The 24681-nt window shown below is 42.1% G+C and carries 21 protein-coding genes; 17 read left to right on the forward strand and 4 right to left on the reverse strand.

Annotated features, from left to right (window positions below; genetic code table 11):
• The first annotated feature begins 210 nt into the window (after positions 1 to 210).
• From miaB to ACY8D0_RS04665, 4 genes are all read left to right on the forward strand, one after another.
• A complete protein-coding gene (gene miaB / locus ACY8D0_RS04650) occupies positions 211 to 1749 on the forward strand; it encodes a tRNA (N6-isopentenyl adenosine(37)-C2)-methylthiotransferase MiaB (protein ID WP_462409308.1) in 1539 nt (512 codons plus the stop codon).
• Positions 1750 to 2202, forward strand: a complete 453-nt coding sequence (locus tag ACY8D0_RS04655; RefSeq protein WP_462409309.1) for a YlbF/YmcA family competence regulator — start codon at positions 1750 to 1752, stop codon at positions 2200 to 2202.
• A gap of 207 nt (positions 2203 to 2409) precedes the next feature.
• Positions 2410 to 2955, forward strand: a complete 546-nt coding sequence (locus ACY8D0_RS04660; protein ID WP_462409310.1) for an outer spore coat protein CotE — start codon at positions 2410 to 2412, stop codon at positions 2953 to 2955.
• Positions 2956 to 3069: 114 nt separating this feature from the next.
• The gene (locus ACY8D0_RS04665; RefSeq protein WP_462409311.1) at positions 3070 to 3270 is read left to right on the forward strand and encodes a hypothetical protein; all 201 of its coding nucleotides are present in this window, start codon (positions 3070 to 3072) and stop codon (positions 3268 to 3270) included.
• A 40-nt stretch (positions 3271 to 3310) separates the two neighbouring features.
• Here the strand turns inward: ACY8D0_RS04665 and ACY8D0_RS04670 are convergent, their stop codons facing one another.
• Positions 3311 to 3859, reverse strand: coding sequence for a GNAT family N-acetyltransferase (locus ACY8D0_RS04670; protein WP_462409312.1), 549 nt, complete (start codon positions 3857 to 3859; stop codon positions 3311 to 3313).
• A 189-nt stretch (positions 3860 to 4048) separates the two neighbouring features.
• Here ACY8D0_RS04670 and ACY8D0_RS04675 point away from each other — a divergent pair, with 189 nt between their 5' ends.
• The 3 genes from ACY8D0_RS04675 to ACY8D0_RS04685 all read left to right on the forward strand — a co-directional run bounded on the left by ACY8D0_RS04675 (position 4049) and on the right by ACY8D0_RS04685 (position 5974).
• Positions 4049 to 4699, forward strand: coding sequence for a protein kinase family protein (locus ACY8D0_RS04675; protein WP_462409313.1), 651 nt, complete (start codon positions 4049 to 4051; stop codon positions 4697 to 4699).
• A gap of 97 nt (positions 4700 to 4796) precedes the next feature.
• Positions 4797 to 5372 carry a TetR/AcrR family transcriptional regulator gene (locus ACY8D0_RS04680; RefSeq protein ID WP_462409314.1) on the forward strand — a complete coding sequence of 192 codons (576 nt, stop codon included), beginning with the start codon at positions 4797 to 4799 and terminating at the stop codon, positions 5370 to 5372.
• Between the two features lie 74 nt (positions 5373 to 5446).
• Positions 5447 to 5974, forward strand: a complete 528-nt coding sequence (locus ACY8D0_RS04685; RefSeq protein ID WP_462409315.1) for an HXXEE domain-containing protein — start codon at positions 5447 to 5449, stop codon at positions 5972 to 5974.
• Positions 5975 to 6025: 51 nt separating this feature from the next.
• Here ACY8D0_RS04685 and serC read toward each other — a convergent pair whose 3' ends face one another.
• Positions 6026 to 7123 carry a 3-phosphoserine/phosphohydroxythreonine transaminase gene (serC, locus tag ACY8D0_RS04690; protein ID WP_462409316.1) on the reverse strand — a complete coding sequence of 366 codons (1098 nt, stop codon included), beginning with the start codon at positions 7121 to 7123 and terminating at the stop codon, positions 6026 to 6028.
• A gap of 190 nt (positions 7124 to 7313) precedes the next feature.
• Between serC and ACY8D0_RS04695 the strand changes: the two genes are divergently transcribed.
• From ACY8D0_RS04695 to ACY8D0_RS04715, 5 genes are all read left to right on the forward strand, one after another.
• The gene (locus ACY8D0_RS04695; RefSeq protein WP_462409317.1) at positions 7314 to 8294 is read left to right on the forward strand and encodes a 2-hydroxyacid dehydrogenase; all 981 of its coding nucleotides are present in this window, start codon (positions 7314 to 7316) and stop codon (positions 8292 to 8294) included.
• A 139-nt stretch (positions 8295 to 8433) separates the two neighbouring features.
• Positions 8434 to 9210, forward strand: a complete 777-nt coding sequence (locus ACY8D0_RS04700) for an ABC transporter ATP-binding protein (protein ID WP_462409318.1) — start codon at positions 8434 to 8436, stop codon at positions 9208 to 9210.
• Positions 9211 to 9451: 241 nt separating this feature from the next.
• Positions 9452 to 10834, forward strand: coding sequence for a S8 family serine peptidase (locus ACY8D0_RS04705; RefSeq protein WP_462409319.1), 1383 nt, complete (start codon positions 9452 to 9454; stop codon positions 10832 to 10834).
• A gap of 158 nt (positions 10835 to 10992) precedes the next feature.
• Entirely contained in the window at positions 10993 to 12087 is a 1095-nt protein-coding gene (locus tag ACY8D0_RS04710) for an AI-2E family transporter (RefSeq protein ID WP_462409320.1), read from the forward strand.
• Positions 12088 to 12293: 206 nt separating this feature from the next.
• Positions 12294 to 12614 (forward strand): amidohydrolase family protein, encoded by a 321-nt coding sequence (locus ACY8D0_RS04715; RefSeq protein WP_462409321.1) that lies wholly within the window; start codon positions 12294 to 12296, stop codon positions 12612 to 12614.
• Between the two features lie 271 nt (positions 12615 to 12885).
• Here the strand turns inward: ACY8D0_RS04715 and ACY8D0_RS04720 are convergent, their stop codons facing one another.
• The gene (locus tag ACY8D0_RS04720) at positions 12886 to 13122 is read right to left on the reverse strand and encodes a hypothetical protein (protein WP_462409322.1); all 237 of its coding nucleotides are present in this window, start codon (positions 13120 to 13122) and stop codon (positions 12886 to 12888) included.
• A 415-nt stretch (positions 13123 to 13537) separates the two neighbouring features.
• On the opposite strand from ACY8D0_RS04720, the gene araD reads away from it, so the two are divergent.
• The 3 genes from araD (at position 13538) to ACY8D0_RS04735 (ending at position 17668) form a co-directional block, all read left to right on the forward strand.
• Entirely contained in the window at positions 13538 to 14251 is a 714-nt protein-coding gene (gene araD / locus ACY8D0_RS04725; RefSeq protein WP_462409323.1) for an L-ribulose-5-phosphate 4-epimerase, read from the forward strand.
• Positions 14252 to 14337: 86 nt separating this feature from the next.
• Positions 14338 to 15822 (forward strand): L-arabinose isomerase, encoded by a 1485-nt coding sequence (gene araA / locus ACY8D0_RS04730; RefSeq protein ID WP_462409324.1) that lies wholly within the window; start codon positions 14338 to 14340, stop codon positions 15820 to 15822.
• 247 nt (positions 15823 to 16069) lie between these two features.
• Positions 16070 to 17668 carry a xylulokinase gene (locus tag ACY8D0_RS04735; RefSeq protein WP_462409325.1) on the forward strand — a complete coding sequence of 533 codons (1599 nt, stop codon included), beginning with the start codon at positions 16070 to 16072 and terminating at the stop codon, positions 17666 to 17668.
• Positions 17669 to 17747: 79 nt separating this feature from the next.
• Here the strand turns inward: ACY8D0_RS04735 and ACY8D0_RS04740 are convergent, their stop codons facing one another.
• On the reverse strand, positions 17748 to 18632 hold the full coding sequence (locus tag ACY8D0_RS04740) for an AraC family transcriptional regulator (RefSeq protein WP_462409326.1): 885 nt from the start codon (positions 18630 to 18632) through the stop codon (positions 17748 to 17750).
• A gap of 362 nt (positions 18633 to 18994) precedes the next feature.
• On the opposite strand from ACY8D0_RS04740, the gene ACY8D0_RS04745 reads away from it, so the two are divergent.
• Positions 18995 to 22357, forward strand: coding sequence for a tetratricopeptide repeat protein (locus ACY8D0_RS04745; RefSeq protein ID WP_462409327.1), 3363 nt, complete (start codon positions 18995 to 18997; stop codon positions 22355 to 22357).
• Complete coding sequence (locus tag ACY8D0_RS04750; RefSeq protein ID WP_462409328.1) at positions 22344 to 24674, forward strand: beta-galactosidase; 2331 nt, start codon at positions 22344 to 22346, stop codon at positions 24672 to 24674. Before ACY8D0_RS04745 ends, ACY8D0_RS04750 begins: the two co-directional genes overlap by 14 nt.
• Positions 24675 to 24681: the final 7 nt, after the last annotated feature.

A 24681-nucleotide genomic window follows, 5' to 3' on the forward strand; every position in this document is an offset into this window, starting at 1 on the left:
AACTCCCAGGATTATCCTGGGATTTTTTGTTTCAAAGCCTTGATGTGAATAGGGATCTGTACCTGTCCAGCCCTTTTAATTTCTATTGTTTTCAAGTCGGTAAAACCTTTATACTATAATAATGTGCAGATAAAGCAAAAAGCTTTATTACCTAAGAAAAAATAATATGATTTTACGACTTTAGAACATAGTTGGAAAGGAGTTAACTAAATGAATGAAAAACAACGATTAGAAGGGCAAGCTGCTGCAAATTCTTCGGACAAAAAATCCGAGAAGGATTACAGCAAGTATTTTGAAAGAGTCATTACCGCACCTTCATTAAAAGATGCAAAGAAACGCGGCAAAGAAGAAGTTCAATATCACCATGATTTTTCGATCCCAGAGGAATTCAGAGGGATGGGGGAAGGACGTAAGTTTTACATCCGCACTTATGGCTGCCAAATGAACGAGCATGATACAGAAGTAATGGCAGGTATTTTCGAAGCTCTCGGATACGAGGCAACGGACAGCACAGAGGACGCTAATGTTATCCTTCTCAATACTTGCGCCATTCGGGAAAATGCCGAAAACAAGGTATTTGGTGAGCTTGGTCACCTTAAATCATTAAAAATGGAAAATCCGGATCTGTTGCTGGGCGTTTGCGGCTGTATGTCACAAGAAGAATCCGTAGTCAATAAAATATTAAAAACCTACCATCATGTCGATATGATTTTCGGTACGCATAATATTCACCGTTTGCCACACATCCTTAATGAAGCCTATTTGTCAAAAGAGATGGTCGTTGAGGTATGGTCCAAAGAAGGCGATGTCATCGAGAATTTACCGAAGGTACGGCGCGGCAATATTAAGGCATGGGTAAACATTATGTATGGCTGTGATAAATTCTGTACGTATTGTATCGTGCCATTTACACGCGGTAAAGAGCGGAGCCGCCGTCCGGATGAGATCATACAAGAAGTTCGTCATCTTGCAGCACAAGGTTATCAGGAAGTTACTCTTCTAGGGCAAAACGTGAATGCCTACGGGAAAGACTTTGAGGATCTTAAATATGGACTTGGCGACTTAATGGATGAATTGCGTAAAATCGATATTCCAAGAATTCGTTTTACGACGAGTCATCCGCGTGATTTTGACGATCATTTAATTGAAGTTCTTGCTAAGGGCGGCAATTTGATGAATCATATTCATCTTCCAGTCCAATCCGGTTCTACCGATGTATTAAAAATAATGGCACGTAAGTATACAAGAGAACAATATTTAGAGCTTGTAAGGAAAATCAAAGCGGCCATTCCGGATGTGGCCTTAACAACGGATATTATTGTCGGATATCCAAACGAAACAGAAGAACAATTTGAAGAAACCATGTCACTATACCGTGAAGTGGGTTACGAATCCGCCTATACGTTTATCTACTCGCCAAGGGAAGGCACACCGGCAGCCAAAATGGTGGACAATGTGCCTTTGCAAGTGAAAAAAGACCGCCTGCAGCGCTTAAATAGCCTTGTTAATGAACTTTCTGCCGAAGCATTGAAAAAATATAAGGGTCAAATTGTGGAAGTTTTGGTTGAAGGGGAAAGCAAAAATAACCCGGATGTTTTAGCTGGTTATACCAGTAAGAGCAAACTGGTAAACTTCAAAGGCCCGAAAACAGCAATTGGCAAAATTGTCAAGGTGAAAATTACAGAAGCAAAAACATGGTCGTTAAACGGGGAAATGGTGGAAGAATTACAACCAGTAGAGGTGAAATAAGTGGCGAAGTATACAAAAGATGATATTGTCGCATCAGCGCGGCAATTGGCCCGCATGATTTCAGGAACGGACGAAGTGGACTTTTTTAAGCGTGCTGAAGCACATATTCATGATAATCCCAAAGTCCGCACATTAATCGCTGACATTAAAGGATTACAAAAACAAGCGGTAAACCTTCAACATTATGGAAAACATGAAGCCTTGAAAAAAGTAGAGGAAAAAATTGCTTCCATTGAACAGGAATTAGATGATATCCCAGTGGTGCAAGAATTTAAGCAATCCCAGCTTGAAGTGAATGAATTGCTTCAAATCATTGCTTCAACCATATCCAATACCGTAACAGATGAGATTATAACTTCAACAGGCGGTGACCTGTTGCGCGGAGAAACGGGTGCCAGTTTACAAAATGGCTCTGGAGCCTGCGATCACGATGACCATCATCACAATCATTAAGAATGAGGCTGTTTCCCACTGTGGAAATAGCCTTTTTTTTGTGGATTAGGCTGGTGTAATTAAACTCTGATAAGGCACATACCTAAATTTTAAGCATACTATGAATCATGAATTAACATTTATCCAGGAATTAAAGATTAGATATCACACTAGTCTAGACATTCGCATAGGATGAATTGAATTAGAAATGAGGAGGGTACGCGCGAAATGGGAGAATACAGAGAGATAATAACCAAGGCCGTAGTAGCGAAAGGACGTAAATTTACCCAGTCCAATCATACAATAAGCCCGGCGCATAATCCAACAAGTATTCTTGGGTGCTGGATTATCAACCATAAATACAGCGCAAAAAAAGTTGGCAAAACCGTAGAGATACATGGCTCCTATGACATCAACGTTTGGTATTCCTATAACGAAAACACCAAAACGGAAGTAGTTACCGAACGTGTCCAATATACCGATGTTATAAAGTTAAAGTATCGTGACCAGGATTGCCTCGATGACAATGAAATTGTTGCACGTGTACTGCAACAGCCTAATTGCACAGAAGCAGTCATCTCCCCGAACGGCAATCGGATTATCGTCCACGTGGAAAGGGAATTCCTTGTGGAGGTAATTGGAGAAACAAAAGTTTGTGTCCGCATTAATCCAGACGGCTGCAAAGACGATGAAGAAGATTGGGGCATGGATGTCGACGACGAAGAATTTGAGGAATTGAATCCCGATTTCTTAGTCGGCGGGGAAGAAGAATAAAATGAACTAGGAGGTATTTACTTCCTAGTTTTTTTCTTCTGCAATTTAGGGCTAGCCTGGCAAATGAATGAATTAAAGTTGAAATCAGCAACCTAAATACCAGGAGGTGTGAATGTGGAACCAAAACAGCCTGGTAATAAAAAACTGCCTGATTTTCATGAACTAACGGACAGAATGATTGCAGATCGTCCATCCAGCCCGATGTTAGTCATTAAAACCAATTTAGACCCTAAAGAACCGACAGAAGAAAATCCTTACTATGAAGAAGGAGAAACCAAAAATTTAAAAGAATTTAAGGATTATTTTGAAGAGTAAGGAAGCCGGGATGGCTCAGGTCGAAGTTGAACCTCTTGAGTCATCCTCTTCGTTCCCATTCAGGTTTTAATAACGATAAAACATAGGTATCGTGAAATTGATCCTGTTGTTTGAAATAGCCCCTCAACAAGCCTTCCTTAGTAAACCCTAATTTTTGCAGTAAATGAAGGGAGGGGATATTTTCAGGATAGACAACTGCACCGATTCGATATAAATCGAGTTCTTCAAAACTATATCGCAATACCTTTTCAATTGCCTCGGAAGTATATCCATTTCGCCAATAGGCGGGATGCAGTTCGTAGCCAATCTCAGCCCGTTTATTTTTTAATTGAAGTGCATTAAGGCCTAGAGAACCGATAATCCTTTGATTTTCTTTCAGTTTGATTCCCCAGCGGATCCCACGTTTTTCTACATAATTTTTGCGGAACATATCAATCAATTTTGCTGCCTCTGCCTGCAAGACAAATCGTTCCGTACCATAATATTGCGTTACTTGTTCAAATGATAGGATTTCAAAAATACTGTCAACATGCCGGTGGGTGAGTTCAATTAGTTTCAGCCTCTCTGTTTCTAAAGTAGGGAAATGCATACGATCACCTTTTTCAATTGATATCTTATTAAATAGTTTATAATCAGAAGGTAGAATAATAAAGAGTTAAATTTCAAAGAACAGCCATAATTTGAGGAAAAGGTACGTTCGGACGAGAAACTTGACTTTTTTAAAAAAAACATCGGCTACTATTTTACTAGTTATCATAACGAAGGTGTGCATTTGCAAATGGACCAGTTTATCAAACTAATCGAGCAAGAATTACTGCCTCACATTCATTTATCAACAGAAAACCCTTTTGAACCCATCCAGGTAAGAAACCAATCCAACCATTGGAAAACCATTGGAAAGGGCAATTACGCGGGAGTCTTTGCCCATCCCTCCTATCCGGACTATGTGGTGAAGGTATACGGGAGAAACCACGAAGAAATTTACAAGGAAATCGAAGTATATAAAAAGTTGGGCAGCCATCCGGCTTTCTCTTTCCTATATACCCATGGTGACCATTATCTTGTCTTAAAAATGATACCCGGTATCACTTTATTCGATGCCGTGATAAAAGGTCAGCAGATTCCGGAGAACGTGATTAAGGACGTTGATCAAGGATTGGAATACGCCCGCACCAAAGGTCTTAATCCATATGATGTTCATGGCAAAAATGTGGTTGTGCATAAGGGCAGAGGCTATATCGTGGATGTTTCAGATTTTTACAAGCAAGGACATGACAAAAAGTGGGATGACCTAAAAAAAGCGTATTATAAGGTGTACCGGCCATTGATTTATAAGTATCACCCACCCATTCCTTTCTTTGTGGTGGACGGGATTAGAAAAGGGTACCGATTGTATAGAAGGATAGCCAAGAAAAGAAAAAGGACATAATCTCGCTTATATGGGCTTTTTAAAAACGAACTTGACATTTTATGGGAACCGCATATAATTTGAGTATACACTCAAAAATGAACCAGGAGTTGGCCTTGTGACAGCGAAGAAAGAGAAAATTCTGCAAGCCGCACTAGAGCTATTCAGCGAAAAAGGTTTTAGTGCCACTACCACAAAAGAAATTGCAGGCAGGAGCGGGGTTGCAGAAGGATTACTATTCTATTACTTTAAAGATAAAAATGGACTTTTAAAGGAGTTGACGCGTCAATTTTCCTTTATCGAATCGATAAAAAAAGAAATCCAACCAATTAATGAAAAGGAACCTAATGAAGCGTTAATACAATTTGGTCATCTGTACCTTAACTTTTTATCGCAAAATAAATCTTTTCTTTCCTTTATTTGGTCGCCTGAAATGACCCAAAATCGGGAGGTTAGTGAAGAGGTTTCCAGCCTTATTGAGACCATGACTCATCAGGCGGCTAGGCTCCTAAACCATTCCATTGATCGGGAAATAGGCCGTACAAGAATAGAAACAGCAGCATCGATGTTTCTTTCCAGCCTCATGACTTATGGGCTTTTGGGAGACAGAATGAAAAACTCCTCAATGGCTGAACATGATGATTTCATTAAAGAAACAGTAGACATACTTTTGAAAGGATTGAACGCTAGATAACTTGGTTAAGGCTGCTATGCCTTTCTTTTTTTAAAATAAAATTGAGTAAATACTCAAAAAAGGAGGAGAATAAAATGACAATCACAGTGCTTATTTGGTTGGTGGCCAGCGTATTTATTTTGCATGATTTCGAGGAAATCATTACTGTGGAGGGCTGGCTAAAGAAAAATGAAAAGGACGTACTAAAAGTGGTTCCTAAAAGGTTTCATCCTTACATCAATCGTGTGTTTCCGCATGGAACAGCAGGATTTTCAGTTGCCGTTTTAGTGGAATATATCGGGATATTGCAAGTCACCTTCTTGGCCAGCTATGGTCACGGAGAGGGTTGGACCTTCTTGGGGATTCTATCCGTTGTCACGATTTTGTTTATCCACTCTTTTACCCATATTGGACAGTGCCTGCTCTTCAAAAAGTACACCCCGGGTGTGGTGACATCCATCATCTTGGTGATCCCTTTCTCGATTTATTTTTTTCATTTCTTGCTCAGTGGGCATTTCATTGATTGGAAAATGATTTGGTGGAGCATTCCGATAGGGGCAGTTCTGATGTTGCTTTTTAATCAAGTGGGACTCGCTCTTGGGAAAGCAATTGAAACCAAATAGGAAAACAGCCAAGTCTCTTCAGGAGACTTGGCTGTTTTAACAAAATCCATTTTATCCATTTACACGTTGGAATTGAAGCATGAAATCGCTGAACGCTTTGCATGCTTCATATGGCACGGCATTGTAGGTGGAAGCGCGGCATCCGCCGACAGACCGGTGGCCGTTGACTCCGATAAACCCTTCTTTTTTCGCTTCGGCTAAGAACTTCTTCTCTAATTCCTCATCCTTTAAACGGAATGTAATATTCATAAGGGAACGGCTGTCTTTTTCCGCATGACCAATGAAATACCCATTGCTTTGGTCAATCACATCATAGATGAGCTTGGCTTTCTCTTCGTTTCTTCTGGCAATCTCGTCAATTCCACCAATGCTTTTAGCCCAGTTTAACACTTCGCCAAGCATATAAATGCCAAAAGTAGGTGGAGTATTATATAAGGAGTTGTTTTTCGAGAAAGTGCTGTACTTTAACATCGTTGGAATATTGGTATTCGCCTTCTCCAACAAGTCCTTACGAATAATCACAACGGTTACTCCGGAAGGGCCAAGGTTTTTTTGGGCTCCGGCATAAATTAACGAAAATTTGCTGACGTCAAATGGTTTGGAAAAAATATCGCTGGACATGTCGGCCACCAACGGAACGTCCCCTGTATCAGGGAAATCGTGCCACTCTGTACCATATATCGTATTATTGGATGTTAAATGGATGAAAGCATCATCCTGGTTGTATTGCAGTTCATCCAGAGAAGGGATGCGGCGATAGTTTCCTTCTTTCGTGCTGGCAGCGTGATAAGGGTTTCCGAATAATTTCGCTTCTGCAAAGGCCTTTTCTGACCATGAACCTGTCATAATATACCCTGCATTTTGTCCCGGTTTAAGGAAATTCATCGGAACCATCGAAAACTGAAGACTAGCACCGCCCTGCACAAACAGTACCTCATAATTCTCTGGAATTGACAACAATTCTTTTAGCAGTGCGATGGCTTGATTATGTACTTCGTCATAGGCAGCGCTGCGGTGACTAAGTTCCATCACGGACATGCCGGTACCACGGAAGTCAATCAGCTCCTGTTGGGCTTTTTCCAAAACAGGAAGGGGTAGGGCAGATGGACCGGCGTTAAAGTTATATGCACGGTGAACGAGTTGATTCATGAGATAACACTCCCAATTTTTATTTATTAGAATAGTACCACATTTTTCTCACTTTAGGGAACTAAAGTGAAAATAATCAAAAAATTATTTTTGGAAAAATGGCTGATTTATCGAGAGGACAGCTATAAAATAGAATTTGTACATAGCGACTATTGAAATGGTTGAAAATTGACGAAAGGCTGTGGTGCACATGAAACCAAAAGTGGTAATCGCTTATAATAAGGTCAGTCAAAAAGTGGTGGATTTTCTCGAGGAATCCTTTGAAGTAATCAATTTTGCCAAGCTGGATGCCGAAAATCTACCACGCTTTTATAAGGAATTGCAAGAGGCGCATGGATTGCTGACAGCAGGTTTAAAAATAGATTCAGAGTTATTGGACCAAGCGCCCCATTTAAAGATTGTCAGCAATATTTCGGTTGGGTATGATAATTTCAATATTCCGGAAATGACCAAAAGAAACGTCATGGCGACCAACACGCCTGGGGTTCTGAATGAAACAGTGGCTGACACGGTAATGGGTTTAATCCTAGCCGCTTCAAGGAGAATATCGGAATTGGACAATTATGTAAAGGCAGGACGCTGGAAGGGGGAAGACGGTGTCAATCTTTATGGATCGGACGTTCATCATAAAACGCTCGGGATTATCGGAATGGGGGGAATTGGTACGAGCATCGCCAAAAGGGCTCATTTTGGGTTTGATATGCCTATTCTTTATCATAATCGCTCCCGTCATGTAGAGGCAGAGCAAACGGTAAATGCTGCCTATTGTTCCCTTGAAGAGCTATGCCAACGCTCTGATTTTGTTTGCCTGATGACCCCGCTGACCCCGCAAACCGTGAAGCTTATCGGGGAAAAGGAATTTAAACTAATGAAAAACACTGCCTTTTTTATCAATGCATCCCGAGGAGCAACCGTTGATGAACAGGCGCTTATCCGTGCGCTTGAACAAAGGGAAATAGCGGGAGCGGGACTCGATGTGTTCGAGCAGGAACCTGTTAGCCCGGATAATAAGCTGTTGAAAATGGATAACGTAGTGGCGGTCCCGCATATTGGTTCGGCCACCCATGAAACAAGATTAAAGATGGCGATGCTCGCAGTGGAAAATCTAGTGAACGGTTTGCAGGGGAACAGGCCGCCTAACTTGATTAATCCACAAGTGTTTGAAATCTAAATCGAAGTATAATCAGAGGCCTGCGAGTAGAAAGGGCCTCTTTTTAGGTTCTCTTAAACGCCTGTTAATCACTTGTATTTTCTGAAAATTTTGATACGATAATAAAATGATACTATCAAAATGAGTAAGGGAGAAGCGTATGATTGTACATCTAGAAAACGTCTCTTTAGTGAGAAATGGGAAATTTATTTTACAGGATATTCATTGGACAATCCAACCGGGCGAACACTGGGTGCTGTTCGGTTTAAACGGTTCTGGCAAGACGGCGATTTTAAATTTGCTGAATGCCTACTACTTTCCAACTAAGGGAAAAGTATCGGTGTTGGAAATGGAATTCGGGAAAACTTATCTGGGTGAAAAACTCCGCAGGAAAATAGGGTTCGTTTCTTCCTCGCTTCAAGCCAAACTTCATTCGGGAGACAATGCCTTTGAAGTGGTTTTAAGCGGCGCCTTTGCATCCATAGGCCTATACGAAGTCCCCACAGACGAAATGCGGCAAAAAGCTGTAAGGCTGCTTGAAGACTTGGGTTGTATTGAGTATGCCAACCAAAACTATGAAACATTGTCCCAAGGGGAGAAGCAACGCGTGCTGATTGCAAGGGCGTTAATGGCCGACCCGGCCCTTCTTATTCTCGATGAGCCCACAAACGGCCTGGATTTTATTGCCCGCGAAAAACTGCTCGAATCCATTTCAAGCGTTATGAAGCAGCCAGTTCCGCCATCCATCATTTATGTAACGCATCATGTAGAGGAAATATTACCGGAATTCAATAAAACTCTCTTGTTAAAACAGGGACAAGTCATTGCGTCGGGGGAAACAAGTGACTTGCTCAACGATGAACGGCTTAGCGAATATTTCGGAATCCCTGTCAGGGTAACATGGCAGAACAATCGTCCATTGCTTGCTAGAGTATAAAAATCATGAACGTTCGGCGGGGTTTCCGCTCTATAATTGTAAGTTTTTTATGAAGCTCTCTCATTAGAAATGGGAGGGCTTTTTGCATTGTTCGGATGACTAAAAATGAGTATTTAGAAATAAAAACAGGTAATTGTCGGGCATGGTCAATTTGTGTCCGAAAGATGAGGAAGAAGTATGATTTAACGGACTGGCTATTTTAAATATAATGAACATTAAGACAAAAGAAAGGGGACAGGTTATGGGGACGAAAAAGAAGGTATTTGGAGGGGCAATGGCACTCATTCTGGGTGCATCGCTAGCCTTTAGTGGCGGTGCCGTAAAAAGTAGTGCTGCACCGATAAACAAAAGCTACATAGTGATTTTTAACGACCAATCCCAATTGCCAGCAGGCTATGAAAAACTCATTAAAGATGCAGGGGGGAAAATCCAAGGCAAGCTAGAGAAATTGGGAGCTGTAGAGGTTAGTTCCACGAATCCGGACTTTTTGACCACTGTCAATAAATCTGGTCTTGTTTTGGAGGCTGGAATTGAAAATACGTTGTATCCTGAGAAACCTGCATTCCAAGAATCAGCTGCAATGGATGATTTAACAGCAGGTGCCACTCTTTATAATCAATACCAGTGGGATATCAAGCAGGTAACCAAAAATGGAGCATCTTGGAATCTTCCAGGCGGTACGGGAAAACCGGTTTCCGGTGATCCAATCGTTGTTGCTGTCATTGATACAGGTATTGATTACAATCATCCCGATATTAAGGGCAATTACGCTTATGGTAAATCGTTTGTACCAGGCTACCCTGACGCGTTTGACCAGGATGGGCATGGTACCCATGTGGCTGGATCAATTGCCGGCAAAGGGAGAATTCTCGGTGTTGGGCCGGACTTAAAGGTTGCTGCCTATCGTGTGTTTGGTCCGACAGGCGGAGCGGAAACTAGTCATATTGCGGAAGCGTTAATGACGGCTGCGGATGATAATGTGGATGTCGTGAATATGTCACTTGGCGGCTATGACTGGTTCCAGGATCCGGCTTATGCAACAAAAGATGTCGTGGCCGATGTCCGCCTATTTAATCGGGCCATTCAATATGCCATTAAAAAGGGTGTTACAGTAGTGGGTTCTGCAGGTAATGACGGTGTGAATATTACCAGCCCAGGCCAGCTTTCCGGCAGTGATCCTGGTTCTGTCCATCGCAGCCCTAGCAGTCAAACCATGATTCGTGTTTCTGCAGGCGGAAAAGACAAGAATCTCACTTTTTATTCCAATTATGGAGTTGGAAAAATTGATGTCATGGCGCCAGGCGGCGATTTAGGCCCGAATTATGATCCTGCGACTGGAGCTGGCAGAGACAGTACTTACTTATGTTTAAGCTCAGTCCCAGTGTATGATGCAAATGGCGTCCTTACTGGGCATGGCTATGCTTGGTATGGGGGCACTTCGATGGCAGCGCCAAAAACCGCAGCATTAGCGGGTGTCATTATCGCTAAATACGGAAAAGATGTCTTGTCACCGGCCCAAGTAAAACAAAAGATTTTAACATCAGCTGAAGATGTATTTAAACCAGGTTATGATGCCTATTCAGGAAATGGCTTAATCAATGCAGTTAGTGCGTTAAGTAAATAATTTGTTAGTCTATCATAGCAAAAGCGGCCTGATTGGGTCGCTTTTTTCTATGATAGACTAATTCAAGGTGATGGAAAACCTTAGGAAATGATTGTACCTGAATCAGTGGGTTTGATATACTTTTACTATAAAAATACATAGAATACGAGGTACATGTCTTGGCAAAGTCAAAATTGCAGTATTGGCTGATTCAAATTTTATTAATGGTATCAATCATTTTTGTTTCAAGTAAGATATCGTTTTTATTTAAACCGATTGGCATCTTTTTCTCTACCATCTTTTTTCCAATTCTGATTACTGGTTTCCTGTTTTTTATGCTGAATCCAATCGTGAATTTCCTGGAACGGCGCAAGATTCCGCGGATCGTAGCGATATTGATTATATACGTAGTATTCGCCGGGATTCTGGTCCTGGCTATCGGTAACCTCGTGCCAGCTATAACGAAGCAAATCACGGCACTAGCGAACGATATACCAGTCTATGTGGAAAAAACCAGAGGTTTTGTTAATGATTTGTCAAAATCGTCAGAGTTCAAACGAATCATGACCCAGCAAAGTGATTTAATTGAAACGGTCCAACAAAGGCTGATAAAGTTTGCCAATACCCTGCCGGACAATATTACCCGTGGCCTGGGAAATATCATTGGTGTCATCACAAACATTGCGGTCATTCTTGTCACGGTTCCCTTTTTGCTTTTTTACATGTTCAAGGATGGAAAGAAGTTTCCGTTAGCCGTCAGCAAGTTTATCCCTTCCGAGTATAGGGAGGAAGGACTTTCGATTTTAAAAGAAACAGGGGAAACACTTTCCGCTTATATCCAAGGCCAAGTGACCGTTGCTTTGGCGGTAGGGACATTATCGTTTATCGGCTATTTGATTATTGATATGCCTTATGCGCTAGTCCTTGCACTCATTGTGGCTCTCACCAATATCATTCCATATGTAGGTCCATTTTTGGGCGGTGCGCCGGCAGTGCTGATTGCCCTTTTTGATTCGCCGACAAAAGCGCTGCTCGTTGTCGTCGTCATCTTGATTGCCCAGCAAATTGAAGGAAATCTATTGTCTCCAATGATTCTCGGAAAAACCTTGGATACACATCCCGCAACGATTATCATCATTTTACTTGCGGCAGGAAACTTGGCAGGCATACTCGGAATGGTCTTGGGAGTCCCAACCTACGCTGTTTCAAAAACCATTGTGTTAAACATCGTCAAATTCTTGAGGGCCAGAAAAAGGGCCAATCATCCGGCTTAAACTTAGAACGCTGTGGATTACTTTTGTGATTAAAAGTGAGCCACAGCGTTTTTGTTTAACTTAAATAAGAAAGACATTCCTTTTTGGAAGAATCGTAATTGTCTAAAATATACTTCTTTTGCTATGATAAACCTTATTTCAAAGATTGTAGTATTGCTTATCATTTCTATAGACCATGAACAAAAGTGAGGAGCTCATACTGTAAAATGTTCGATTTAATTATCCAGAATGGGAATGTTGTATTGGAAGATTCTGTTGTTCAGGCGGATATTGCGGTGAAGGACGGCAAGATTGCAAAAATTGCAGATTGTATCCATGAAAAGGCACTAAAAATTGTCGATGCCATGAACCAGTATGTTATGCCTGGAATGGTTGATGCTCATGTACATATTTCAGAACCAGGCCGCACTAATTGGGAAGGTTTTGAAACGGGAACGAAAGCGTTGGCTGCAGGGGGAACTACCACATTTATTGATATGCCTTTAAATGCCCTGCCTGCCACAACCAATAAAAAGCCCTTCAATTAAAGCTGGAAGCGGCTAAAGACAAGACTTTTGTCGACTATGCCCTTTACGGCGGGCTTGTTCCCGGTAATATTGACCAGTTAGAAGAACTGGCCAATGAGGGAGCCGTTGCTTTTAAATGTTTTATGGCGACTTGCGGATCGGAAGAAGAGGGCGACTTCAAAAATGTCGATGACTACACACTCTATAAAGGGATGGAGAAATTGATAGAAATCAGGGAGATAGATATTCTATCTCCCTGATTTTTTATTAGTGGGTTATTGCTGAGACTAAACTAAGTCGATGTGACGCTTGTAAGTGTACATGTTGCTGTGAGATTGTTTTGAATGTCTATGTCAAAGTTATAAGTTAAGGTTCTGCGAATAGTGACCACACCTGTTGCAGGGTTGAATTCAAATGCAGGGCCCGTACAAGCACCACAGTTAACAGTAGTTGTAACCGCTCCAGTGTTTACATTGAACTGAAACGTCGCACAAACTGTCACGGATCGGGTTTGATTTAAACATGCCATTGTTAGTTTCCCCCCTTTCCTCTTTAACTAATGCCATTCTATGTAAATTGGAATTCATAGCAACGGTACTTGTCCCAAAAAGAAGAAAATGTGTGCATGTCCACTTAATAAAGTGGCAATATTTTTCACTTATACGTACAACACCATTTTCATAAGCCTAATCTGTGGATAGCAACGAAATGTCCTGTGATGTGTCAATCAACGGGTTGTTTATCAAAACAATTAGATTTGTAATAAAAAGTCCATTGAAAAAAAATAAATAGATGGTAAACTTTACATTGAGGTTATCCGTACAAGTTGAAAGACTTAAGAAGTTGTAAGGATAACTAATGAGTGTATGAAAATCTTATATTAAGCGCTAAGAATTGAAGAAAAGTACGATCAAAGAGTTTCTTGCAAAAAGGAGGAAACGAGTGTGTTAGAACAGTTGAAAAAAGAGGTTTGGGAGGCGAATCTTCAGCTTCCCAAACATGGATTGGTCACCTTTACATGGGGAAATGTAAGCGGTATCGACCGCGAGAAAGGCTTGGTGGTTATTAAACCAAGCGGAGTCCCCTATGAAGAATTAAAAATGGAAGATCTCGTTGTAGTGAACTTGAATGGTGAAATGGTCGAAGGTTTATTAAGGCCTTCCTCCGATACGCCGACACATCTTGCCCTCTATCGTGCTTTTCCCCAAATAGGGGGTATTGTCCATACCCACTCACCATGGGCAACCAGCTGGGCTCAGGCCCATCGTCCGATACCGGCTCTTGGCACCACTCATGCGGATTATTTTTACGGGGAAATTCCTTGTACCCGGCCGCTGGCAAAGGAAGAAATCGAGCGCGGTTATGAACTTGAAACAGGCCATGCTATCATTGAAACCTTTGAAAATGAGGGACTCGATCCCGTGGCGATGCCAGGTATCCTTTTGGCAGGGCATGCCCCGTTTAGCTGGGGGAAGGATGCCACCCAAGCGGTCCACAATGCGGTGGTGTTGGAGGAAGTGGCCAAAATGGCCTTCAATACGTTCCTGCTAAATCCGCAAATCAAGCCGATTGATCAATTCTTATTAGACAAACATTATCTTCGAAAACATGGAGCTAATGCCTATTACGGGCAAAAGCAGCAAAATATTAACGCATGATGCCGGCTAACTTGTCCATATAAATTGCTAGTTTACTATTTACTATTCTATTGAATATATTTTCACTTACCTAAGGGGGATTTACGATGCTAACGACAAAAGCATATGAGTTTTGGTTTATTACTGGGAGTCAATTATTATACGGAGAAGATGTTCTTCGTCAAGTGGAAGAAAATTCAAAAACCATTGTAAACGGTTTGGATGATGATTCTTCCGTTCCTTATAAATTGGTCTTTAAATCGGTTGTCAAAGATTCTAATGCCATCCGTAAAGTGATTATGGAAGCGAATTCAGATGAGAATTGTGCCGGAATCATTACTTGGATGCATACCTTCTCTCCATCCAAGATGTGGATTGCCGGTTTAACGCATCTGCAAAAGCCATATCTTCACCTGGCAACGCAATTTAACCGTGATATTCCATGGGAGACAATTGATATGGATTTCATGAATTTAAATCAGGCAGCCCACGGCGACCGTGAACATGGTTTCATTGCGGCACGATTGAAAGTAAAACGCAAGGTTGTGGTTGGCCATTGGGAAAATCCTGAAGTAAGGGAACGGATTGGCAGCTGGATGAAGACAGCGGCGGCTTTCCAGGAAAGCCAAAACTTAAAGGTTTGCCGATTTGGTGATAATATGCGCCAAGTGGCTGTAACCGAAGGGGATAAGGTGGAAGCGCAAATTAAATTTGGCTGGTCAGTTGACGGTTATGGTGTAGGTGACTTGGTGCAGCGGATGAATGAAGTGACTGATCAAGAAGTGGACCAGTTAATGGCTGAATATGAAGAAAGGTATGAAATTACCCCGGAGGGATTGACAGAAGGCCCGGTAAGAGAGGCAATCCGATATCAAGCCAGAATCGAACTAGGAATGAAAGCGTTCTTAACGGAAGGGGGCTATTCAGCATTCACCACCACTTTTGAAGATTTGCATGGCATGAAGCAGCTTCCAGGTCTTGCTGCCCAGCGTTTAATGGAACAAGGCTACGGATTCGCAGGTGAAGGGGACTGGAAAACGGCCGCTCTTACAAGATTGATGAAAATCATTGCCGGCAATGAGGGTACTTCCTTTATGGAAGATTACACTTATCATTTTGAACCTGGCAATGAAATGGTGCTTGGAGCCCATATGCTGGAGGTTTGCCCAACCATTTCGGCTACCCGTCCAAGAATTGAAGTACACCCGCTTGGAATTGGCGGCAAAGAAGATCCCGCGAGAATTGTATTCGATGGAAGAGGCGGTTCTGCGCTGAATGCAACGGTAGTGGACCTGGGACATCGTTTCCGTCTGGTTGTGAATGAAGTGGATGCCATACAACCAGAAAAAGAGATGCCAAATCTTCCGGTTGCACGGGTATTATGGAAAACCCAGCCTTCCTTAAGCCAAGCAGTAGAAAATTGGATTCAGGCTGGAGGTGCCCATCACACGGTCTTTTCCTATAAGGTAACAATTGAACAACTTAGAGACTTCGCTGAATTGGCCGGTATCGAAATGGTCGTTATTAATAATGGCACGGATTCCCATGCCTTCAATAATGAATTGCGTTGGAACGAACTGATTTATCGCTAAAAACAAAGACAGATAGAATCAGATAGGGCTATTAGAAATAATAGCCCTATCTTTTAAGAAAAGAGGCTCTGTTAAACGATACTGTTGATTTTTTTTACTCTGTTGATTGGAGCGGAAGGCGCACGCCCGCGGGTTCCTTGAGCGGCTGGAGCGGAAATCAACAGCCAAATTTAACAGAGCCAAGAATTAAGATGGATTGTTGTCCAAGCGTGAGTAGTCGGAAATGTCTTTTATTGGAGGAAACCTCATGAGTCTCGATATAAAAAACACGATTCAAAGTGGCAAAACAGCACTTGGCATAGAACTGGGTTCAACCCGCATTAAAGCCGTCCTCATTGACGAAAATCATGTGCCCATCGCATCTGGCAGTCATGATTGGGAAAATAGCTATGAGAACAATGTATGGACCTATAGTTTAGAGGAAATATGGAAGGGCGTGCAAGACAGCTATCAAAAGATGGCAAACGAGGTAAAGCAGCAATATGGAGTCAACCTGCAAAGGATAGGAAGCATCGGTTTTAGTGGGATGATGCATGGCTATATGGTGTTTGGCAAAGACGGTAAACTATTAGTCCCATTCCGCACATGGCGTAATAACATAACCGAACAAGCTTCAACTGCACTGACTGAACTATTTAACTACCAGATTCCTCAAAGATGGAGTATTGCCCACCTATATCAAGCAATCTTGAATCAGGAGGAACATATGGATGACATTCGTTTCCAGACAACGCTGGCTGGTTACATTCATTGGAAACTGACAGGGCAGAAGGTGCTGGGAGTTGGTGAAGCATCCGGTGTATTTCCCATTGACTTGAACACGAGAAATTATAATCAAACCATGATACAACAATTTAATGAATTGATTGAATCTCATTATCTGCCATGGAAACTGGAAGATATTCTGCCTGAGGTTTTAACGGCGGGTGAGAATGCCGGTTTCCTGACAGAAGAAGGAGCGAAGCTGTTGGATGTAAACGGACAGCTCGAGGCCGGTATTCCTCTTTGTCCGCCGGAAGGTGATGCGGGCACTGGAATGGTCGCAACAAACAGCGTAGCGAAACGTACGGGAAATGTTTCTGCCGGAACTTCTGTTTTTGCCATGGTGGTACTGGAAAAAGAACTGTCCAAAGTATATTCCGAGATTGACCTTGTTACCACACCGACCGGAAACCTGGTCGCCATGGCTCATTCTAATAACTGTTCGACAGACTTGAATGCATGGATCGGATTGTTTGAAGAATATTCCATGGCCATGGGGATCGAAGTGGACAAGGATAAGTTGTATGGAACGCTATATAATTTAGCTCTCCAAGGAGATCCGGATTGTGGCGGCTTACTCGCATATGGCTATCATTCCGGTGAACATATGACCCGTTTCGAAGAAGGCCGGCCATTGTTTGTCCGTACATCGGACAGCCGGTTCAACCTGGCGAATTTCATGCGTGTTCATTTACTTACGGCATTGGGTGCGTTGAAAATCGGCATGGATATTCTTCTGAGACAAGAACAAGTGAAATTGGATGAAATCTTGGGTCATGGCGGGTTGTTTAAGACCAAAGGTGTCGGGCAAAGCATCATGGCTGCTGCGCTGAATGTACCTGTTTCCTGTATGGAAACGGCAGGAGATGGGGGAGCATGGGGAATCGCCCTGCTCGCTTCCTATATGATGAACAAAGCGGATCATGAAACACTTGAAGAGTATCTAAGCCAGAAAGTATTTGCGGAAAAAACAGGCATGACGATGTATCCTGACCCTAAGGATGTGGACGGCTTTGAACAATTTATGAAGCGTTACACCAAGGGACTGGCGATTGAAAGAGCAGCAGTAGACAATCTTAAATAAACTGAGGATTGAATCATATGGCAGAGGATAAAATTCCTCTGCCATATTTCATATAGAAATAATTTCCTTATTAAAGGAATTATCCCTTTTTTCTTTTCCGATATTCTGTAGGAGAACAGCCGTTGATTTTCTTAAATAGCCTGGAAAAATAATAAGAATCCTCAATGCCCAGTGAACTGGAAATTTCCTTGACGGTATGATCGGTAAGGTCGAGCAGTTGGCCAGCCCGTTGGATTTTCATGCGCAGGAAATAATCAATGGGGGGGAAGCCTGTTTCTTGTTTAAATAGGTGAGTTAAATGTTGAATCGATAATCCAGCAACCATTGCAAGTTCTGAAAGCTTGAGGGAACCATCAAGCTTATCGGCCATATACTGAATCGTCTTTTCTAAGTAACGATCCTTTCTTTCCTCTTGTTCAGTACGTATGCTTGCTAAACCGAGTGTGCTGAGCAGATATCTCATGGTCTGTGAAGTTTTAATATGATGAAGCAGTGAATAGGGCTTGTCAGATAGAGATACGAAACATTGATCAAATAACTCGATAAATTTTACATAGTTGCTTAACGGAATTTGCAAAGGTCCTTCACTTAACCCAAAACTATTAATAAAAGCTAAAACATCCTCACCTTTTAGATGAAACCAATAAATGCTCCACGGATTATGTTCATCTGCACCATAACGATGGGGAGTGCCAGCTGGTATGACAATAAACATATGGCTTTTTAGAGAAAAGGTTTTTTCTTTATTTATTTCGACCCACCCTTCTCCAGCTGCACAATAGATTAGAATATGAGTATCGCAAGCTTCCGGACGCTCACGATAATGAAATTTTGCATGCGGGAAATAGCCGATATCCGTGACAAAAAAAGGACGGATAAGCGGTTGATTACAAATATCCCTCAATACATATTCCGGAAGCACAAAAAGCTTTTCTGACTCAAATCCATCCTGTTTTTTTATCATCTTTTCCACAACCTTTAGTTAATAAATCGCTCTGTCAAACGATATAGTTGATTTTTAAGCCCTTGTTGATTGGAGCGGAAGGCGTTGGAACAGGGCAGGGGAAGACCCCGCGGCCGCTTGACCCCCGGCACGCCAGCGGATTCTGAGTGACTCGAACGGAAATCAACAGCCATATTTAACAGAGACTAATAAAATGCTATAAGAAAATCATTTATGATAAGGCGGAGTATAGTTGTATTCTTAAATATTATTCTATTGAAAAATCAGAATATAGTCCATCATAAACAGAATTTCATTTATTGTTTGAAAGCGTTTATCGCGGTAAAGTGGAAGTATAAATTGGCAGAAACGAGGAGTAAAACATGGAAAAAGTAATGCGTTCTGTTTGTGTATGGGAAGAAAAGCGGGACATCCCCACCTATGGTGTCGGAGAGCCGAATAAGAATCCCATGTTCCTTGAAAAGAGAGTATATCAAGGAAGTTCAGGAAAGGTATATCCACACCCCGTTATTGATAAAATCCAGGACGATAAAGAACTAGTCACCTATCAACTAGTCATTTTGGAAAATGAATATGTGCGCATCGAAGTCATGCCGGAAATTGGCGGGAGAATTTACCGGGCCTTGGATAAGACCAACAACTATGATTTTGTTTACTATAATCGTGTCATAAAACCCGCACTTGTTGGATTGGCAGGGCCTTGGATCTCTGGGGGAATCGAATTTAATTGGCCCCAGCATCATCGCCCCAATACATTTGGCCCGGTAGAATATCGAATTAGTGAAAATGAGGATGGCAGCGCGGCGGTATGGGTGAGCGAAATAGACAGGATGTATGGCACGAAGGTGACGGCAGGATTTACCTTGCATCCCGGAAAAGCGTATTTAGAAATATCGGTGCAACTATATAATAGGACACCAGTACCGCAAACCTTTCTGTGGTGGGCCAATCCCGCTGTTTCGGTGAATGACCATACCCAATCCGTGTTTCCGCCGGATGTCCATGCGGTGCTCGATCATGGAAAACGTGATGTTTCCAAGTTTCCCATTGCAACCGGTACCTATTATAAAATGGACTATTCGGAAGGAGTCGATATTTCAAGGTATAAAAATATCCCTGTCCCGACATCTTATATGGCTTACAAGTCTGATTATAATTTTGTTGGCGGATATGATCATGGGGTGAAAGCCGGTTTGCTGCATGTGGCTAACCACCACATCGCGCCAGGGAAAAAACAATGGACATGGGGAAATGGTGAATTTGGGCAAGCTTGGGACCGAAATTTAACAGATGAAGACGGACCTTATATTGAACTTATGACCGGTGTCTATACCGATAACCAACCGGATTTCTCATGGCTGCACCCTTATGAGGAAAAAACATTTAAACAATATTTCATGCCGTATAAAGACATTGGAATCGTGAAAAACGCTTCAATAGATGCTGCGGTTAATGTAGAGGTTGATGACACGTTAAAACGTACAAAGGTATCCGTTTACGCAACATCTTTGTTCGAAGAAGCGACAATCGAATTAACGGGCAAAAGCAAGGTATATATCCATGAAACAGCTACATTATCACCAATCAAGACATTTGAGTGCGAGGTACAATTGCAACAAGTAGAGAAATCCCAAGATTTAATTCTATCTGTTATGGACAATAAAGGGCGGCTATTAATCTCTTATCAGATGGAAGAGAAAAAGGCGGAAGCACTCCCTGATCCAGCAAAGCCCCTGCCAATTCCTGCGGAATTAAAAACGACCGAGGAGCTATACCTTGCTGGATTGCACTTAGAGCAGTATCGTCATGCAACATTTGCACCGGAAGATTATTATTTGGAAGGCTTAAGGCGGGCCTCTAAGGATATTCGGTTGAATGTCGCATACGGGACCTTGTTATTACGCCGCGGATTGTTTAAAGAGAGTGAAGGATATTTCCGAAAAGCCATTGGGGCGTTAACATGGCGCAACCCAAATCCATATGATTCTGAGGCGTATTATCAGCTTGGACTGGCACTCAAGCTTCAAGGAAAATTAAAGGAAGCCTATGCAAGCTTTTATAAATCGGTGTGGTCTTCCGCATGGCAGGATAGTGGTTATTTTTCACTGGCCCAGATTGCCTGTGAAAACGGCTCATATGAGGAAGGACTAGAGCTTATTGAAAAATCGCTGATTCGCAATACCCGTAATTATAAAGCGCGTCATCTCAAAACGGCATTATTGCGAAAAAGCCGGCGCTTGCATGAAGCCATTGGTTTTGCTGAAGAAACGCTCCAATATGATATCGCCGATTTTGGTTCTTATAACGAGCTTTACTTGGTGTTAAAAGAGCAGGGGGAAACGGAAAAGGCAGCGAAAATATTGGCTGAGCTTCAACAGTTGATGCGTGAGGATGCTCATAATCATTTGCACCTGGCGGCAGATTATGCAGAGAGTGGGCTATTTGAGGAAGCGGTCCAGGTTCTTCAGCGAGTCGCAATAGCAGAGGATAACACAGTGTACCCAATGGTGCATTACACTTTAGCCTATTTATATGAAAAACTAAATCAAGCAGATAAAGCTGATTTTCATAGGAAGAAAGGGAAAGCATCTCCAAGTGATTATTGTTTTCCAAACAGCTTGTTTGAAATAATCGTATTAGAGCATGTGATTACAATGAATCCACAGGATGATAAAGCGCACTATTACTTAGGAAACCTGTTCTATGATAAAAAAAGGCAAAAAGAGGCAGTGAAGCATTGGGAAGCAGCAAGATCCATTAATCCCTATTTTGCGACGGTCCACCGTAATTTAGGTTTGGCATATTTCAACGTTCTTGGGGATGATGAAAAAGCCCAAACAGCTCTTGAAACGGCCTTGGCTTGTAATAGTTCGGATGCCCGGGTGTTATTTGAATTGGACCAACTATACAAAAAGCTGGGCTGCTCACCCGAAAAGCGCCTGAGCCGGCTTCAATCACATCTGGATTTGGTAGAAGAGCGGGATGATTTATTGCTGGAATACATTACCCTTTTAAATACATTAGGAAATTATGAAAAGGCAATTGGTTTATTGTCTGAGCGTATTTTTCATCCATGGGAAGGCGGGGAAGGGAAAGTAACCGGTCAATACGTATGGGCGCATGTCGAGCTTGGCAAAAGATATTTAGCAAATCAAAAACATGAACAAGCAATTCAATTATTAAACAAGGCGCTTGTTTATCCTCCTAATCTTGGAGAAGGTAAATTAGCAGGGGCGCAGGAAAATAATATCTATTATTATCTTGGTATGGCTTACGAACATCTTAATCAAATGGAGCAATCGATTGAATGTTTTACGATGGCATCAAGGGGATTGGAAGAGCCTACGAGTGCGATGTACTACAATGATCAGCCGCCCGAAATGATTTTCTATCAAGGCATGTCCTGGCTTAAGCTGAAGAATGAGAGGGAAGCAAGACGGAGATTTCATAAACTTATTGATTATGCGGAAAAACACCTATTTGATGACGTCATCATTGATTATTTTGCTGTATCGTTACCGGATTTCCTAGTCTTTGAGGATGACCTTAATAAACGAAACCGGATCCATTGTCATTATATGCGGGGACTTGGGTTCTTGGGGCTAAATCAATTCAAGATGGCCCAGGAACAATTTGATCAAGCTTTACATCTTGACCCAAGCCACCAAGGAGCAAGGATTCATCAATCACTGATGAAGGAGGCAATCCCGCATGAGAGCGTATAGGATTGACGTAAAAAATGCGCAGAAAGAGATTTACCCGCTGGCAACAAAGCTTGGTGGATTCAATGAAGCAGGAGACAGTTATAGTTTTACAAACTATTATCTGGAGAAAAATGGCCTCCCGTTTTTCGGCATAAGTGGCGAGTTTCATTTCAGTAGATATCATAGCGAAAAATGGGAAGATGAAATCATCAAAATGAAAATGGCGGGAATTAATATCGTCCCAACTTATGTTTTTTGGAACCATCACGAAGAGGAGCAAGGAAAATTTGATTGGCAGGGAAATAAAAACCTCAGAAGATTTGTCGGGATTTGCGGCAAGCATGGGCTGCCCGTGATCTTGAGAATCGGCCCGTTCGCCCATGGGGAGGCAAGAAATGGCGGGATTCCCGATTGGCTCTTCGGAAGACCTTTTGATCTGCGGTCAAATGATCAAGAGTATTTGACATATGTGGAAAGGTTTTATCAAGAAATTGGAAGGCAGGTTCATGGCCTCCTCTTTAAAGAAGGTGGCCCCATCATCGGAACCCAGATTGAGAATGAGTATGAACATGCAGGGGCACCGTGGGAAATAACAAATGGAACCGGGAATGAGTGGTTACCCGCAGGCAGGGACGGGGATGCGCATATTAGGAAACTGAAGGAGTTGGCCATTCAAGCTGGCATTCAAACTCCCATCTATACGAGTACTGGCTGGGGAGGCGCTGCAGCACCGGTTGAAGAGGTTTTGCCATTATGGGGAGGCTATGCGTTTTGGCCATGGATTTTCTATGGAGATGTGAAGGAGCACCCTGCCACGCCTGAATTTATTTTTAGAGACTATCATAACGATGAACAGAAAAACTATGGGTTTACTCCCGCTTATCCTTCCGAGAGCCTGCCATTCGCTTGCTGCGAAATGGGGGGCGGGATGACCGTTTTCTATAAATATAGATTCAAGCTGCCGTATGAAAGTGTGGATGCCATGACAGAAATGAAGGTAGCGGGCGGGTGTAATTTTGTTGGCTACTATGTGTTCCATGGTGGTTCCAATCCGAAGGGGAAAAGAACACCCTTCTTGAATGAAAATGCCACACCGAAAATATCTTACGACTATCAAGCGCCAATTGGAGAGTTTGGACAAATCAGAGAGTCATATAAGCGATTAAAGCGCCAACATTATTTTTATAAAACAGTGGAGGAAAGCTTTTGCCAAACCAAAACCTTCCTTCCATATGATACGAAAGACATGGACCCGTATGATGTTGAAACATTGCGGTTCGCGGTAAGAGCCAATGGGGAATCAGGATTTGTTTTTATCAATAACTATCAAGATCATGTCGAGACAAAGGACCAAAAAGACTTTGCCATCACCGTTAACCTTGGGAATCAGGAGGTACGTCTTCCTAAATCCGGCAGCATGTCGTTAGCGAAGGATGAATGCTGCATCCTTCCGTTTAACTTGGATTTACAAGGGCTAACTCTTACGTATTCAACGACACAATTACTCACAAGCATCGAGCATGAGGGGGAAACCTACTTTTTCTTCTTCACTCCCAAAGGAATGAATGGGGAGTATTGTTTTGAAAGCGATAAGATCCAAGAGATAAGTGTAGATAACGGGACCATCCTTTCTGATGAAAATACGTTAGTACAAGTAAGTGATGAAAAGATTAGCCGGGTCGATATCACCTTGAAATCGGGCAGAAGGCTTCATGTTTGTACATTAACGCATGAACAAAGCTTAAACTTTTGGAAGTATTCTTATCGGGGGAAAGAACAGGTTTCCATTACCAATGCAACCCTGCTTGTGGACGAAGAGAAAATAAGACTGGAAAGTGAAGGTCAAGAGACTGTAAAACTACTATCATTCCCAGGATTTAATGATACGATCAACATAGCAGGGGAGGAAATCTCTTGCCTGAACCATGGACTATTCAAGGAATATAAGAAAAAGATCAGTGACAGTCATGCAGGCATAGAGGTTAAAATGGTGAACCAAAATAAAGCCGTGATTGATTTCCGGCCCGAGGCTTTTGACGATGCAAAAGATCTTCTCCTGCAAATTGATTATGTCGGCGATATTGGCTATGCGTTTATCGATGGCGAGTTGATCCATGATAATTTTTGCAATAACGGCACATGGGAAATCGGCCTGCAAAATCATAAACAAGACCTGTTAGAGAAGGGAATGTATATTTACATTTCCCCATTAAAAGAGGGAAGCTTTGTCAAGAGTGATTCACCAATGGCAGCAAGAGCAGAGGTGATCAATAACCAAATTGCTGAAATTAAATCGATTAAGGCCACGGCGATTCGTGAACTAGAAATAGAGATATAGCGGGAGG

The organism is Neobacillus camarae (assembly GCF_054950115.1).